Source organism: Paenibacillus sp. OK060 (assembly GCF_900101205.1).
GTDB classification, from domain to species: Bacteria; Bacillota; Bacilli; order Paenibacillales; family Paenibacillaceae; genus Paenibacillus; species Paenibacillus marchantiae.
Genome location: NZ_FNFR01000008.1, coordinates 117,465 through 130,932, shown reverse-complemented (window position 1 = coordinate 130,932; position 13,468 = coordinate 117,465). Strand labels below are relative to the sequence as shown.

General features: G+C 49.2%; 18 protein-coding genes. 16 read left to right on the top strand and 2 right to left on the bottom strand.

Going from position 1 to position 13,468, the window contains the following annotated elements; genetic code table 11:
• The first annotated feature begins 4 nt into the window (after positions 1 to 4).
• From BLS14_RS25955 to folE2, 4 genes are read left to right on the top strand one after another with little or no spacing between them, the layout of a single operon-like run.
• Positions 5 to 1,141 (top strand): NAD(P)/FAD-dependent oxidoreductase, encoded by a 1,137-nt coding sequence (locus BLS14_RS25955; protein ID WP_090954642.1) that lies wholly within the window; start codon positions 5 to 7, stop codon positions 1,139 to 1,141.
• Positions 1,135 to 2,805, top strand: a complete 1,671-nt coding sequence (locus BLS14_RS25950) for a nucleoside recognition domain-containing protein (RefSeq protein ID WP_090954640.1) — start codon at positions 1,135 to 1,137, stop codon at positions 2,803 to 2,805. The genes BLS14_RS25955 and BLS14_RS25950 overlap by 7 nt, the downstream gene beginning before the upstream one ends.
• A gap of 27 nt (positions 2,806 to 2,832) precedes the next feature.
• A complete protein-coding gene (locus tag BLS14_RS25945) occupies positions 2,833 to 3,165 on the top strand; it encodes a DUF3024 domain-containing protein (RefSeq protein ID WP_090954638.1) in 333 nt (110 codons plus the stop codon).
• Between the two features lie 45 nt (positions 3,166 to 3,210).
• Positions 3,211 to 4,155: a GTP cyclohydrolase FolE2 gene (gene folE2 / locus BLS14_RS25940; RefSeq protein WP_176854757.1), complete on the top strand. Its 945-nt coding sequence runs from the start codon at positions 3,211 to 3,213 to the stop codon at positions 4,153 to 4,155.
• Positions 4,156 to 4,298: 143 nt separating this feature from the next.
• Here the strand turns inward: folE2 and BLS14_RS25935 are convergent, their stop codons facing one another.
• The gene (locus BLS14_RS25935) at positions 4,299 to 5,357 is read right to left on the bottom strand and encodes a substrate-binding domain-containing protein (RefSeq protein WP_090954729.1); all 1,059 of its coding nucleotides are present in this window, start codon (positions 5,355 to 5,357) and stop codon (positions 4,299 to 4,301) included.
• 262 nt (positions 5,358 to 5,619) lie between these two features.
• Here BLS14_RS25935 and modA point away from each other — a divergent pair, with 262 nt between their 5' ends.
• Both modA and modB read left to right on the top strand, forming a co-directional pair.
• Positions 5,620 to 6,492 (top strand): molybdate ABC transporter substrate-binding protein, encoded by an 873-nt coding sequence (gene modA, locus BLS14_RS25930; RefSeq protein WP_090954636.1) that lies wholly within the window; start codon positions 5,620 to 5,622, stop codon positions 6,490 to 6,492.
• Positions 6,489 to 7,172 (top strand): molybdate ABC transporter permease subunit, encoded by a 684-nt coding sequence (gene modB / locus BLS14_RS25925; RefSeq protein WP_170867947.1) that lies wholly within the window; start codon positions 6,489 to 6,491, stop codon positions 7,170 to 7,172. Before modA ends, modB begins: the two co-directional genes overlap by 4 nt.
• Before the next feature lie 143 nt (positions 7,173 to 7,315).
• Here modB and BLS14_RS25920 read toward each other — a convergent pair whose 3' ends face one another.
• Positions 7,316 to 7,834 (bottom strand): GNAT family N-acetyltransferase, encoded by a 519-nt coding sequence (locus BLS14_RS25920; protein ID WP_256336677.1) that lies wholly within the window; start codon positions 7,832 to 7,834, stop codon positions 7,316 to 7,318.
• Positions 7,835 to 8,117: 283 nt separating this feature from the next.
• On the opposite strand from BLS14_RS25920, the gene BLS14_RS25915 reads away from it, so the two are divergent.
• The 10 genes from BLS14_RS25915 to BLS14_RS32355 all read left to right on the top strand — a co-directional run bounded on the left by BLS14_RS25915 (position 8,118) and on the right by BLS14_RS32355 (position 13,427).
• The gene (locus BLS14_RS25915) at positions 8,118 to 8,447 is read left to right on the top strand and encodes a hypothetical protein (protein ID WP_063566659.1); all 330 of its coding nucleotides are present in this window, start codon (positions 8,118 to 8,120) and stop codon (positions 8,445 to 8,447) included.
• A gap of 294 nt (positions 8,448 to 8,741) precedes the next feature.
• Positions 8,742 to 9,581, top strand: a complete 840-nt coding sequence (locus BLS14_RS25910; RefSeq protein ID WP_063566660.1) for a transporter substrate-binding domain-containing protein — start codon at positions 8,742 to 8,744, stop codon at positions 9,579 to 9,581.
• 26 nt (positions 9,582 to 9,607) lie between these two features.
• Positions 9,608 to 10,351: an amino acid ABC transporter permease gene (locus BLS14_RS25905; RefSeq protein WP_072735444.1), complete on the top strand. Its 744-nt coding sequence runs from the start codon at positions 9,608 to 9,610 to the stop codon at positions 10,349 to 10,351.
• A gap of 4 nt (positions 10,352 to 10,355) precedes the next feature.
• Positions 10,356 to 11,066: an amino acid ABC transporter permease gene (locus BLS14_RS25900; protein WP_063566662.1), complete on the top strand. Its 711-nt coding sequence runs from the start codon at positions 10,356 to 10,358 to the stop codon at positions 11,064 to 11,066.
• Positions 11,063 to 11,815 carry an amino acid ABC transporter ATP-binding protein gene (locus tag BLS14_RS25895; RefSeq protein ID WP_063566663.1) on the top strand — a complete coding sequence of 251 codons (753 nt, stop codon included), beginning with the start codon at positions 11,063 to 11,065 and terminating at the stop codon, positions 11,813 to 11,815. The genes BLS14_RS25900 and BLS14_RS25895 overlap by 4 nt, the downstream gene beginning before the upstream one ends.
• A gap of 121 nt (positions 11,816 to 11,936) precedes the next feature.
• Positions 11,937 to 12,224, top strand: coding sequence for a hypothetical protein (locus tag BLS14_RS25890; protein WP_063566664.1), 288 nt, complete (start codon positions 11,937 to 11,939; stop codon positions 12,222 to 12,224).
• A 23-nt stretch (positions 12,225 to 12,247) separates the two neighbouring features.
• Positions 12,248 to 12,586, top strand: a complete 339-nt coding sequence (locus BLS14_RS25885; protein ID WP_063566731.1) for an alpha-helical endospore appendage domain-containing protein — start codon at positions 12,248 to 12,250, stop codon at positions 12,584 to 12,586.
• Complete coding sequence (locus BLS14_RS25880; protein ID WP_063566665.1) at positions 12,583 to 12,882, top strand: hypothetical protein; 300 nt, start codon at positions 12,583 to 12,585, stop codon at positions 12,880 to 12,882. The genes BLS14_RS25885 and BLS14_RS25880 overlap by 4 nt, the downstream gene beginning before the upstream one ends.
• A 1-nt stretch (position 12,883) precedes the next feature.
• Positions 12,884 to 13,225, top strand: a complete 342-nt coding sequence (locus BLS14_RS25875) for a hypothetical protein (RefSeq protein ID WP_063566666.1) — start codon at positions 12,884 to 12,886, stop codon at positions 13,223 to 13,225.
• A gap of 22 nt (positions 13,226 to 13,247) precedes the next feature.
• Positions 13,248 to 13,427 carry a hypothetical protein gene (locus tag BLS14_RS32355; RefSeq protein WP_139295735.1) on the top strand — a complete coding sequence of 60 codons (180 nt, stop codon included), beginning with the start codon at positions 13,248 to 13,250 and terminating at the stop codon, positions 13,425 to 13,427.
• The last annotated feature ends 41 nt before the right edge of the window (positions 13,428 to 13,468 follow it).

The window sequence follows — 13,468 nt, the reverse complement described above, 5'->3', positions numbered from 1 at the left end:
ACACATGCATGATCCATTTGATTATGATTGTGTAATTGTTGGAGGGGGGCCAGCGGGGATCGGCATGGCCTCTGTCCTGCAGGATCTGGGAATGCCTCGTTTTACTGTGCTGGAACGCAGTGAGGTGGGGGCAACTTTTCTGGCGTGGCCGGAGGAAATGCGTCTGATCACCCCTTCGTTCACAAGCAATGCCTACGGCATGATGGATCTGAACGCCGTGGCTTTGAATACGTCTCCAGCGTACACACTGGGAACAGAACACCCGACAGGGTTGGAGTATGCGAAGTATTTGCAGGTGGTGAGCCAGTTCAAGAAATTGCCTGTGCAAACGGGAGTAGATGTTTCGGAGGTTATTCCGGAGGAGAAAGGCTTCAGGGTCGTGACATCCAATGGACAACTGTGGACACGCTATGTCATCTGGGCAGCAGGTGAATTTCAATATCCGAGACTGGACCGGTTTCCTGGGGCTGAGTATGGTGTGCACAGCAGTTTATTTTCCAGCTGGACGGCGGTTCAGGGAGAAGAATGTGTCATCGTTGGTGGCTATGAGAGCGGTGTGGATGCAGCTATTCACCTGAGTAAACTGGGGAAAAACGTAACGGTAATCGACCGTAATGGACGAGGACTCGCCAAGGGCAGCAGTGATCCAAGTGTGGAACTAAGCCCCTATACGAAGGATCGCCTGCGCGCGGCGATGATGGATATGCGAATACACATGATGCAAGGTTATGAGGTCAAGTGGATTGAACCGGATGAACCGGGCGGTTATGTTCTCTATTGCGAGAACGATTCCGGAGAGTCCCGATTGCTTAAGACGGGTCAGGCTCCTATTCTGGCGACCGGGTTCCGCAGCAGTTTGCACCTGATTGAGAATCTCGTCGAGCGCAACAAGGAAGGTCAGCTGCAATTGGGAGCGGCGGATGAATCGACGATTGCCCCCGGACTGTTCATTACTGGACCACAGGTCATGCATGGTCAACTCCAATTTTGCTTCATTTATAAATTCAGACAGCGCTTTGCGGTTGTGGCTCAGGCCATGGGTGAGAGGCTCGGGCTGGATCTGGCTCCGCTGGAAACCTATCGCAATGAAGGCATGTTTCTTGATGATCTGTCCTGCTGCGGTGAAGACTGCACATGCTGAATTCGGTTGTGGAGCAACCCGAAGAACTTCGTAAAGTGGTGCTGGTTGGCTTCGAATCCGCGGGCAAATCGGCTCTGTTTCGGGGACTTACGGGCAGAGATAGAGGCGAGGAATCCAATGTTCGGGGCTCCACGGTGACCGTCCGCAGGGCGGAGTTGCTTGAGCACCAGCTTGAACTACTCGATACACCTGGAATCCGGATGAAGGATGACAGTGTCACGACCATGCTGACGTTAAATCAGCTCGCAGCTGGTGACACAGTAATCTTGGTCATCCGCGGCACGGATGTGGTGCAGGAACTGCCTTTACTGCTCGGTATGCTGGATGTCACAGGAAAAAATGCTGTATTGGTGCTTACGTTTGCCGACAAATGTGGTCCGGGATTATCGGCTCAGGTTAACTATTATCGTAAAGGTCTGGGCATTTCCGTTCTGCCGCTCAATACAAGGGAAATGGATGGAAACACCCAAGACCTGATATGCCGGGCGATTGTTGCCGCCAGACCAATGAAGAGGCATCCGGAGCTCGCATCACCTCCTGAATCGCCTGTGGACGAACCGCAGACAACGATGTTTGAGCATACGGTTTGGGGACGTTTTGTGGCTTTGGCTGCACTGGTATTATTATTTGCAGCACCGGTGTATGTGGCCTATCTGTTCTCCGGCTGGATACAACCGCTCGCAGATGCCTGGATTCTTGAACCGCTCCATCGCATGACTGCGGGATTATGGAGCCCGCTGCAGGCGATAATGCTTGGAGATTACGGCATGATTAGTCTGGGCTTGTATTCGTTTATATGGGCCTTTCCGGTCGTATTCCTGATTGGGTTCAGTGTGGCGGCGACGGAGGAGAGCGGACTGAAAGACCGGATTACCGACTCGCTGGATGGGTGGATGCGCAAAATCGGCATGAACGGCAAGGATCTGATTCCGGTCCTCAGTGGTTTTGGGTGCAATGTCGTGGCTGTGTTCCAGAGCCGTACCTGCAGCTCCTGTACACGAAAGGCCTGTGTTTCAATGATTTCCTTCGGTTCTGCTTGCAGCTACCAGATAGGAGCTTCTCTATCCATATTCAGTTCCGGCGGCAAGCCGTGGCTGTTCTTTCCTTATATGCTTGTACTGGTACTTGCGGGTGCAATTCATACACGTCTGTGGAATCGAAATCGGCTGGATGACACGCTCCCGTTACATGCTAACCGGACCTTTCTGCAAAAGCCATCATGGCGCTCTGTTAGCTGGCGCGTTCGGTCTGTCATGAAGCAGTTTCTCGTGCAGGCGATGCCTATTTTCATCGGTATTTGTGTGGTGGCTACGTTGCTGGAGCAGACGAGGATATTGTCTGCCCTGACTGGCGCGTTGACGCCGGTACTTGCGATCTTTCATCTGCCGGGCGATGCCGCAGGCGGCATTCTGTTTTCCATTTTGCGAAAAGACGGATTGTTGGTGCTGAATCAGGATCAGGGTTCCTTCGTTGAAGACTTGAGCGGCGGGCAGCTGTTTATTCTTGTGTACCTGGCTTCCACGTTAACGGCATGTCTGGTGACGATGTGGACCATTCGCAAGGAGTTGGGAGCAGTCTTTGCCATGCAACTGGCAGGCAAACAGCTCGTAACGTCACTGGGCAGTGCATTTATACTGGTATGGCTATGGAACTGGATTGCATAACGATGTTGATGAAAGGGTGTGATCTCCATGTTGGACTTGTTTACCATTCGAAGAATTCAATCGGTGATGAACGGTTATATCCATGAGAAGGTCCCGGCACCACTGCGCACCATGGTGAAATTAACGTATGAGATGAATGACAATGAACTGATTTTGACCGAGGAAAGGCCTGCTGAAGAACGATATCAGTGGGACAAACTGCATATTGCCCGATTTTACTGGGAAGAGAATCAGTGGAAGGTATATGCCAAAGACGGACACAGTAGCTGGAATGTGGTAGACGTTATTGAGCCTTGTCCTGATTTTGAAGATCTGCTAGAGCAGGTTGAGCGGGACGAAGCGGGTCTGTTCTGGCGCTGAATGCGCGGTTTTTAACGCAAATATGTGCTGGAGGGAGGGTTTGCAATGCAAAAGGTACAACAGAATAACAGGATTAGCCGAGTAGTGAACGATTCTTTTATCATGCCGGATAAAACTGAGCGCTTGCGGTTATTCGGCTCCGTTGATCCGATACAGGGAGGTAAGCCTGTACGGAAAGAAGAGATGCAAGATTTGCAGAATAGCAAAAATGATTTTCTATTTGAGCTGCAGCAAGTCGGTATTGATCAGGTGAAGTATCCTTTGGATGTCATTTCGGCCAAAGATCCCGTTCGATTGTCCAGCATCGGAACGTTCCGGCTGACGACTTCGCTGGATCGCGAATCGAAAGGCATTAACATGAGCCGCTTGATGGAGCAGCTTCAGCACAGTCGCGGTGAAGGGTTAAGTGACCGGATTCCGGATCTCGTTGCGCTGACGCAGCAGATGGCCGAACAGATGAATCAGGCGAAGGCAGAGCTGAAAGTGACCTATCCCTGGTTCTACGAACGAACCGCCCCCGTAACCGGTTTGTCTGGACTAAATCATTCTTTGGCTACGGTTCATGTCATCTGGGAAGCTGGAAAATCTCCTGTTCTGAGAACAGGTTTACATATACAGGTCACGACGTTATGCCCATGTTCAAAGGAGATCAGCGAATATAGCGCGCACAACCAGCGGGGGTTATTGCGTATCCAGGTACAAGCCAACCCGGGAGAAGCGCTGCCGGGCTATTGGAAGGAAGAGCTGTTGAATGTGGCGGAATCCAATGCAAGTAGCTGTCTTTACCCCATACTCAAAAGGCCTGATGAGAAACGGGTCACGGAACGTGCATATGAGAACCCGCGATTTGTGGAAGATATCGTCAGGCTGGTGGCGGCAGATCTGTATGAGAAGCACTGGGTCAATAAATTTAAGGTAGACTGCAAAAATGAAGAGTCCATTCATCAACATGATGCCGTAGCTCGTATCGTATATGACAAGTCGAGATAACGATAGTGTGAGGGATAAGGAATTCATTTTATTTTATATCACTTTACAATATGAAGAGAAAACAGAAGAACCACCGTCAGAGCTTCAGCGGCGGTTCTTCTGTTTTTTTTAGCGATCCTATGAGCAATCCAAGTGCCATTGCACTAGACTTCATACAAAATTTCACCCGTTCGGGATACATCATACCCATCAAATGATTGCAGTTCCTGCCTGAATTCCGGTGATTGCAGAATGCGCAGTACTGATTCTATCCACGCTTCGTTCCCTTGTTTCTTCAGCATGACCAGATCGTAACGTTCCTGAACAAGTGGAATAAAATCAACCTGACCGACAAGTCGTGCAGCCTTCTCGCTGCCGATCCCTACATCGGCTTCGCCGGAACTGACCTTGGCAGCTACACCCATGTGACTGGTTTCTTCCACGTCATACCCAATCAGCTGGGAAGCAGGGATACCATGCAGACGCAATTGTTCATCCAGTAATACACGTGCACCCGACCCTTTCTCCCGGTTAGCCAATCGCAGCTCAGGCTGCTTCAGATCTGTCCAGTTTTGCAAGCCCCGCGGGTTACCTCGTTGCACATACAGCCCGGCAGGCCGTGTTAGCAGATTCACGACGACATATGACCAGCCAATCAGGATTTTGCGAATGTAGGGCAGATTATATTCTCCTGTATCTCCATCCAGCAGATGGGTACTGACCAGATCGGATTCCCCACGGTACATGGAGATCAAGCCATCGAGACTGCCCATGAACGAACGCAGTGGACGAATATCCCGTGTGTGCTTTTCCATATATCGCATGAGAATATCGAGGCTGACATCCTGTCCTGTAATGACCAGATGACGGGCCGAATGGGCTGGCGAAGGATTGCCCGTCATGGAGGTAGTGGCTGCGAATGTCCCTCTGGATAGAGGCGAAGCATTTGCAGCGGAATGAACGACATGATTGGTCGGATCACTTCCCGTCCCGAAATGAGATTCAGTGGGGTGAACTGAATCCACAGCGGCCCGGTGCGCTGGCGATTGAAGCTGCTTGGAGCGCTGTTTATAAGCCTCCAGATCGGTGGCGTCAACACGCATTTGTTTGCCGACGCGATAAGCGACGAGGTCTCCCTTTTTAATTAGATCGTAGACCGTCAGTTTGGATATTTTGAGTAGCTTGGATATTTCTTCGGTGGTATAGGATTGCTCCTCCGTCATCAGTGAAGATCCTCCTTCAAGGTGCAGATCATATAACGTTTCGTTCATCAACGCTCATCATCCCAGATAAACGCTGGGGTCTCTTGTACTATACCATTAACAGCCAGAGGGGATAAACTCGCCCACCACAATTCAGCTATCGATGGCTTGCCCATCAACAGACACGTCAAAGACTACCTTCCTATTTCAATGATCTTATGTATAATGAAATATAATTAATTATATATAGTTATAACTAAACATAACATCGGGGGAGAAGTAGATGAAAAAGAGTATTGGATATGTGTTGGGGAGTATGTCACTTGGAATGGCTCTCGTATTGGCCGGTTGTGGTGCAAGCACAGACAGTAAAGATACATCCACAGCAATGGAACAAACGGGTACAACACCAGCGACATCAGGTGAGAGTTCAACGGCTGGGGCAACAGATCCTCAGGAAAAGGTGGAGCTAACGATCTCAGCGGCAGCCAGTCTCACGGATGCCATGAAGGAAATTGAAACGAACTTTGAAGCCGCGAATCCCAATGTGGAGCTTAACTTCAACTTTGGTGCATCCGGTGCATTACAACAGCAAATTGAACAAGGCGCGCCAGCAGATGTTTTTGTATCGGCTGCGACCAAAAATATGAACGCGCTCGTGGATGAGAAGCTGATTGCATCCGGTGATCAGACGAATTTGCTGCAAAATTCATTGGTAGCCATCATTCCAGCGGATCGTTCAGATACCGTAACAAGCGAGAAGGATCTGACGGCTGATTCTATCAAGACCGTAGCGATTGGTATACCGGAAAGTGTGCCTGCAGGAACCTATGCGAAGGAAGCACTGACCAATGCCAAACTTTGGGATCAGTTGGAAGGTAAGCTTGTACAGGGCAAGGATGTCAGACAGGTTCTGCAATATGTAGAAACCGGCAATGCAGATGCGGGGTTTGTGTACAAAACGGATGCACTCACTTCTGATCAGGTGAAAATTGCATTTGAAGTGGACAAGAACAGCTATACACCAGCCAATTATCCAGTAGGGATTATTGAAGGTACGAAGCACCGGACAGAAGCAGAACAATTCTACACGTATTTGCAAACGCCTGAAGTGCTTGATGTATTTGCTAAATACGGGTTCTCCATTCCGAAATGAATGTGAGCGCAATAGACTGGGCGGTATTCTGGCCACCGGTTCGTCTTTCTCTTCAAGTTGCGTTGCTGTCCAGTGTGATCGCAGCAGTGTTTGGCATCGCTGTGGCCTGGAAGATGTCGCGTACCTCGTTCCGTGGCAAAATTTTTCTGGAAACGGCATTTATGCTTCCGCTTGTGCTTCCGCCGACCGTGGTCGGATTCATCTTACTCGTGTTACTGGGGCGTAAGAGCCTGCTCGGACAGTGGATTGAAGCCATCTTCTCCGCACCTGTCATTTTCTCCTGGTGGGCTGCCGTGATTGCCTCGGTGGTGGTTGCATTCCCATTGGTATATCAGACGATGAAATCCGGCTTTAGCGGGATTGATAAGGATCTGGAAGATGCAGGCCGCTCCATCGGAGCGAATGAATGGCAGGTATTTCGTTATATCTCACTTCCGCTTGCAGGGAGAGCGTTGATGACGGCGTTCATCCTGGGTTTCGCTCGTGCACTGGGGGAATTCGGGGCCACACTCATGATCGCAGGTAATATTCCGGGCAAAACGCAAACCGTACCCACTGCGATCTATGTTGCTGTGGATTCGGGCAATCAGACGATGGCCTGGATGTGGACCGGCTCTATTATTATCATTTCGTTTATCATGCTGCTCTTAACCAGACAGCCGCGCGACGGGAAGGCATGATGCGGGCTATATAAAGTGAAAGCGATAAGGATTAGCATTCAAAAACCCGCTCAAGGAATCTTTCCTCGGAGCGGGTTTTCATTTACACAGGCGGCGTATATCGTATATCATGTATGTTTACGTTCGTCCAAGCCGCTATTTGTTCAGCATGTTTGAACAGAAGGCGTCTTATAACGGGAAGGATCGAGTGTTTTAACCATAAATACAATCTCTTCCTGCCGTTCAGGTGTCTGTACCGTTTTGTGATGAAAAGGTTCATATCCCCTCCGTTCATACATGGGAGCAAGCCAGGGATGGCGGGTCGCCGTTGCCAGAAATACGGCAGGAGCATCAAGCTTCTGTAGAATGATATGTTGCTCAACCCAATCCAATAGTTTAGAGCCATAGCCCTGGCTTTTATGGGCCGGACTTACCGCGAACCAGCGGATGAAAGGATAGGGGCTGATGGCTTGCCGCTGTACATCTTCGGCTCGATCAAGGGTAACCGTGGCAATGATTTCTCCGGCTTTTTCAAGAATATAGCATTCATGCTGTACAATATTATTCTGTATAACTTCCAGTGTAGCGTGTCCGGCTGGAAAAGGAATGTTCAGGGCCCGAATCGTTTCATAGGCATCAACGGTAACAGCCTGCAATTGTTCGGCATCTTCAAGTGTTGCCAATCGGTATTGTTCGGTCATGGTCGATCAATCCCTTCTACGAAAATTAACTATTCCAACCTGTTAAGTTGGTTTAATATTTTGGTGTTATTTTATCATGAAATTCATGGTTGGAATATAATTCTCGAATCAGATCTGTCTATAAGCCCATCGAAAGCTTCTATATGTAAAAATGACAAAACTTTTTCCAATTTTACTCGTTTCAGGACTCGCCTAAACCATGCTCTATCCTGTAAAATAGAACTAACTGATTCCAGCCAAGAACTGAAATAAGGAGAGACGACTAATGAATACGAAACCTGATTGCGGTATATCGTTGCAAATCGACGACTATCTGGATCTTTTGCATTTTGCCATCCAAATCGAGGATCAGGAATGGCAGCAGTCCCTTATCCACCAGCTCAAAATATTTCAGCCGGAAGCGGAGCAGCGCACACCTGAAGAAGAATTATGGATGAGATTTGATTATATCAACAGTAAACTAACAGGTCTCTGCCACCAGATTCACGCGGCCCATTCAACGGATGAACGTAAGAAGTTTGAAGAACGAATCGGACTCTTGCAACTGCAGCGTATAGAAGTAGCTCGTAAGATTAAATGGGCTAGTCGCAGATAGATGCGTATTTGAATTTAATATGATCTGCAATTGAAGAAGCGATCCCCAGCCTGGTTGGAGGATCGCTTCTTTTGGTTTACTTTTGGATTAGGGAACGGGTGAAGCATAGAGAAGTTCTATAACGTTATCAGGATGTCCTATTAACATATATATTGCCTAGGTATGACATACGATGCTATTCTTTGTTCAACCTAATTCCGACTATACAAGTGTGAATGGTTAGTTAAATCAAAGATGAGGAATGGGAGTACACATCATATTGGCTGAAATAACAGCCTGTGGAGGAGATCGGGAATGGTTAATCAATGGGGGATTCAGAAATTCCGGACAGCATTGCTGTTCATTACTATGTTGGTGGTACTGGCGGGTTGCAGTTCAGGCAATGCATCGAATGAATCGGATTCCGCATCTGCGTCCGGTCAAGATAAAGTGAAGAAGATCATTGTGGGTACAGGTACTCAATTCCCGAATGTTTGCTTTATTGATGAGAATGGCAAGCTGACGGGGTACGATGTAGAACTGATCCGCGAGATTGATAAACGATTGCCTGAATATGAATTCGAGTTCAGTACAATGGAATTTAAAAACCTGCTGCTTAGTCTTGAAACGAAGAAAATAGACCTGATCGCTCACCAAATGGAAGTGAATGAAGAGAGACAGGCCAAGTTCCTTTTTAATGACGAGGCATATAACATTTTCCCTAATAAAATCGTTGTAAGCGAGAAAAACCAGGATGTAAAATCCATCGAGGATCTGAAAGGTAAAAAACTGATTGTTGGCGCTACGAGTAATGCGGCTGTACTGGCTGAGAAATGGAATGCAGCGAATGGAAATGCCATCGACATTGTGTATTCCGGAGCAGGAGAAGATACGAATACCCAGATCAAAACAGGCCGAGTGGATGCAACCATCAGCACGCAGTTTGCCATCGATTATCAGAACAAAGTGGTGGATGCACAGTTAAAGACTGTAGGAGAGGCTCTGTCCAACTCCAAAGTGTATTTCATTCTGAACAAGGATGAGGAAGAGCTCAAAACAAAAATTGATGAAGCGCTCAAATCAATCAAGGAAGATGGAACATTGAGCAAATTGAGCACAGAGTGGCTGGGAGCCGATTACACGGTTGAGGAATAGTTCGTTGAGAAAGGTGAGCGACGGTTATGGGTAAATCATTCGATCTGTCATTAGTTCTGGATTTCGTCCCTGAACTGCTGCGATATTTGCATATTACACTGAGTGTACTGGGCGGTTCCATTGTGCTCGGTTTGGTGGGCGGTGTACTTCTGGCGGTTCCGAGGTTATACCGGATTCCGGTGCTGAGCCAGCTCGCGACCCTGTACGTCTCTTTCATGCGGGGCACACCGATTCTCATCAAGTTGTTTCTGGTCTATTACGGATTACCTGAATTGCTCAAGCCTATAGGCGTCGATCTGTCCAGGACCGATCCGCTGGTATTTGTCATCGTGACTTATGCGTTAAGTGATGCAGCGTCCTTTGCGGAAATCTTTCGCGGAGCTGTACGCAGTGTGGACAAGGGTCAGACGGAAGCGGCTTATGCTGCGGGCTTGACCACGTTTCAGTCGTTTCGGCGCATTGTGGTTCCGCAGGCGCTCATCGTTGCTTTTCCAAATATGGCGAATACGTTGATTGGTTCGTTAAAGGATACGTCACTTGCTTTCTCGATTGGGGTCATGGACATGGTGGGCAGGGGGCAAACGCTGATCTCGGCTACATCGCATGCACTTGAAGTGTATATCAGTCTGTCGATTGTTTACTATGTTATCGTGCTTGTACTTGAAAAAGGGTTTGCTATCGCAGAACGCAGACTCCAGCGTCACGAACGTAAGAAAGAATTCCCTGGGCCAGTGGTTAGAGCTGAACGCCTGAAACGAATAGCGGGGTGAGCGAATGTCTATTGATTTCAACTTTATCTATACATCTTTTTTCCAGATTCTAAAGGCATTGCCACTAACACTCGTCATTACGATTGTACCGTTGATCGCAGGCTTTGGCATTGGTCTGGTTACTGCTTTAATTCGAATCTATAAGGTTCCCTGGGTCTACCGGATCGCTGATTTCTATGTTTCGTTTTTTCGGGGGACACCGATGCTGATGCACTTGTTTCTAATCTATTACGGGATTCCGTTGATCATCGACAAGCTTGCAGCCCGGTACGGCTGGGCCTTTCAGTCTTCCTCCATCCCGATTCTGGTGTTCGTGCTCATCGCCTTCTCGTTGACTGCCGGATCTTATATGTCCGAGATTATCCGTTCCGGTATTCTTGCAGTGGACACTGGGCAGATGGAAGCTGCACATGCCGTGGGCATGAGTACCTCCCAGGCAATGAGACGCATTATTTTACCGCAGGCGGTGGGTGCGGTTCTGCCGAATCTGTGCAGTATGTTTGTTGGTTTCCTGCATGGATCAACACTCGCGTTTACCGTATCACAGATGGATATTCTCGGGAAAGCGGATGTGGTGGCTTCGGTCAGTCTGAAATTTCTGGAGGCTTTCATTGCTGCCGCATTGATCTATTGGGGTCTGACGGTGATTGTCGAACGGATTACAGCTTTGCTGGAACGCAGAGTTGCCGTGTACAGCAAAGGAGGGGTGTCATGATATCACTGACGAATATACACAAATCTTTTGGTCAGCAGGAAGTGTTGAAAGGTATTGATCTGACTGTGGAGCAGGGGGATGTTGTTGCCATTCTTGGACCGAGCGGGTCCGGCAAAACGACATTGCTGCGCTGTGTGAATTTTCTTGAACGTGCCGATGAGGGCAAGGTACAGATCAGCGGATTAACCGTAGACTGCAAGCATGCCCGCAAACATGACATTGTGCAGTTGCGGCGAAAAACGGCGATGGTGTTCCAGCACTATAACCTGTTCAAACATAAAACGGTACTGGATAACGTAACGGAAGGATTAATCGTCGCTCAGAAAATGTCCAAAGCCGATGCTCGTGAACGAGCCTTGCGTGTACTTGAACAAGTGGGCCTGTCCACCAAAATTAATGAGTATCCCAGCATGCTGTCAGGTGGACAACAGCAGCGGGTAGGCATTGCTCGGGCGCTGGCACTGAATCCAGAGGTAATTCTTTTCGATGAACCAACCTCGGCGCTTGATCCTGAACTTGTAGGTGAGGTGCTGTCGGTCATTCGATCGATTGCCCAGGAGGGTATCACCATGATTGTTGTCACCCATGAAATGGGTTTTGCCCGCGAGGTGGCAAATCGAGTTGTATTCATGGATGGGGGTTCCGTAGTGGAAGAAGGAACACCGGAGGAAGTATTTGCGCGGCCCAAACAGGAACGTACCCGCCAATTCCTCAGCCGGTACTCATCCGATTGGAGTTACGTCATCTGACGATATAGGCGCAAGCTGGAGTAACTGACGATCCCGGCCCGGCATATGCTGTAGCAGGCAAATGCTGATAGGCCGGGTTTTTCTATGGGTGAAGCAGGCCGTGACGGTAAGGAGGAGGACCATGCAGAGCAAAATCGATGAAATACTCACACATATTGCACATTCTCACCAGCAGGTTGCACGTGTACTGGATGCCAAACGTCAAGTCGCTGTGCGCATGTCTGAAATCATCAATCATTTGCCGGATATCGAACCGGAGCTGGATGGCGTTGACGGTCTGCTGGATAGCTCGGGACAAATCAACAAAAGCATCATCTCCTATTTGGGAGGCCTGGCAGACTTGGAAGAAGCCGTAGCCGAAACGCTGACTCAGGTGATGCGGGAGATGGCGGGTCAAGAGGAAGAATAAGCCCGGAAGGCGGGTGAATGGACATGAGCAGAGAACAAAGTCTCATACTGATGCTGGATGCAGCAGCCAAGATGCAGTGGAATATTGCCCTGATTTTGGAGGCCAAGGCGATTGAAGCCGAGAAGGTAAGGAACTGGGCGTTAAATCATTTGAATGGTGAGTCTTTTCTGACGCATAGCGATCAGGTGGCAGAGCCACTCAAAATGCATGATCAACTGGTGGAAATACTAGAAGGATTGACCCGAATGGAAACCGGATTATGCAACAACCTGAAGGCCATCATGGTGCAGAACGATGGTGAAGAAGGCGGCATGGATGGTGGCATGTTTGGCGGCATGGATATGGGGGATCTCGGAAAATGAGTCTGTTGCGGCGTGAGCAGGAAGCGAAACTGTCCCTCATTGAGTCCATTGCACACAGTCAGCAGGCGCTCGCCCGCATTCTGGACAGTGTGGCCAGCGTGTCTGCCCACTCGGAAGTATCCGCCCGCAGTCTGGCCGAGAACATTCGTTTGCTAAGCCGTTATCAAGAGGAGATGTCCCGGATGGTTACGGGGATAAGGCTGGCCCGAATCCAGCATGGGGAGCCTGGTGTGCCATGGCTCAAAGACCCTGGATATGCGATACGCATGGTCCGGAACATACAGGAGGAATGTTGACATGTTAAAGAAGAAAAAAATACGTCTGAGAACCAAAAGAGCTTTGCTTGCTCGCGGGGCCCGTCTGCGTAAAATCCGTAAACTGCGTGCGGTCAAAGGCAAACGTGTGCTTCACAAACGTACCCTCAAAGGACGCAGTGCGTGGCTCAAAAAAAAGAAACGTGCGGTACGACGGCACCGGAGTGTGAAGCCCGCACAACCTGTCGTCCCGGCTACCCCTACCGATCCGAACCCGGACAGCGCGTACAGCCAGGGGTACAACGAGGCGTACAACGAAGGATTCAACGCGGGTTTCGCCAAGGGATTCGAGGACGGACATCAGTTGGCTTACAAAGCGCAATAACAGAGTAGGTGTACATTTTCGGATGACTATAGATGCATGTCCAGTGTATGACGATTGCCCGGGGGGACGGATCCCTCCGGGTTATTTGTATCGCTGCAAAAGCGGACATGCCCGTGCAGGCGGTTGTGGAGGGCAGACGCCAATTTTGCGCCTTGCAGGACACCCGTCCATGATGCATCTGACCCCGGGGCATATCCTTTAGAGGGAACACCAATCTCGGGGAGAATCTGAAAGTGGGATCTC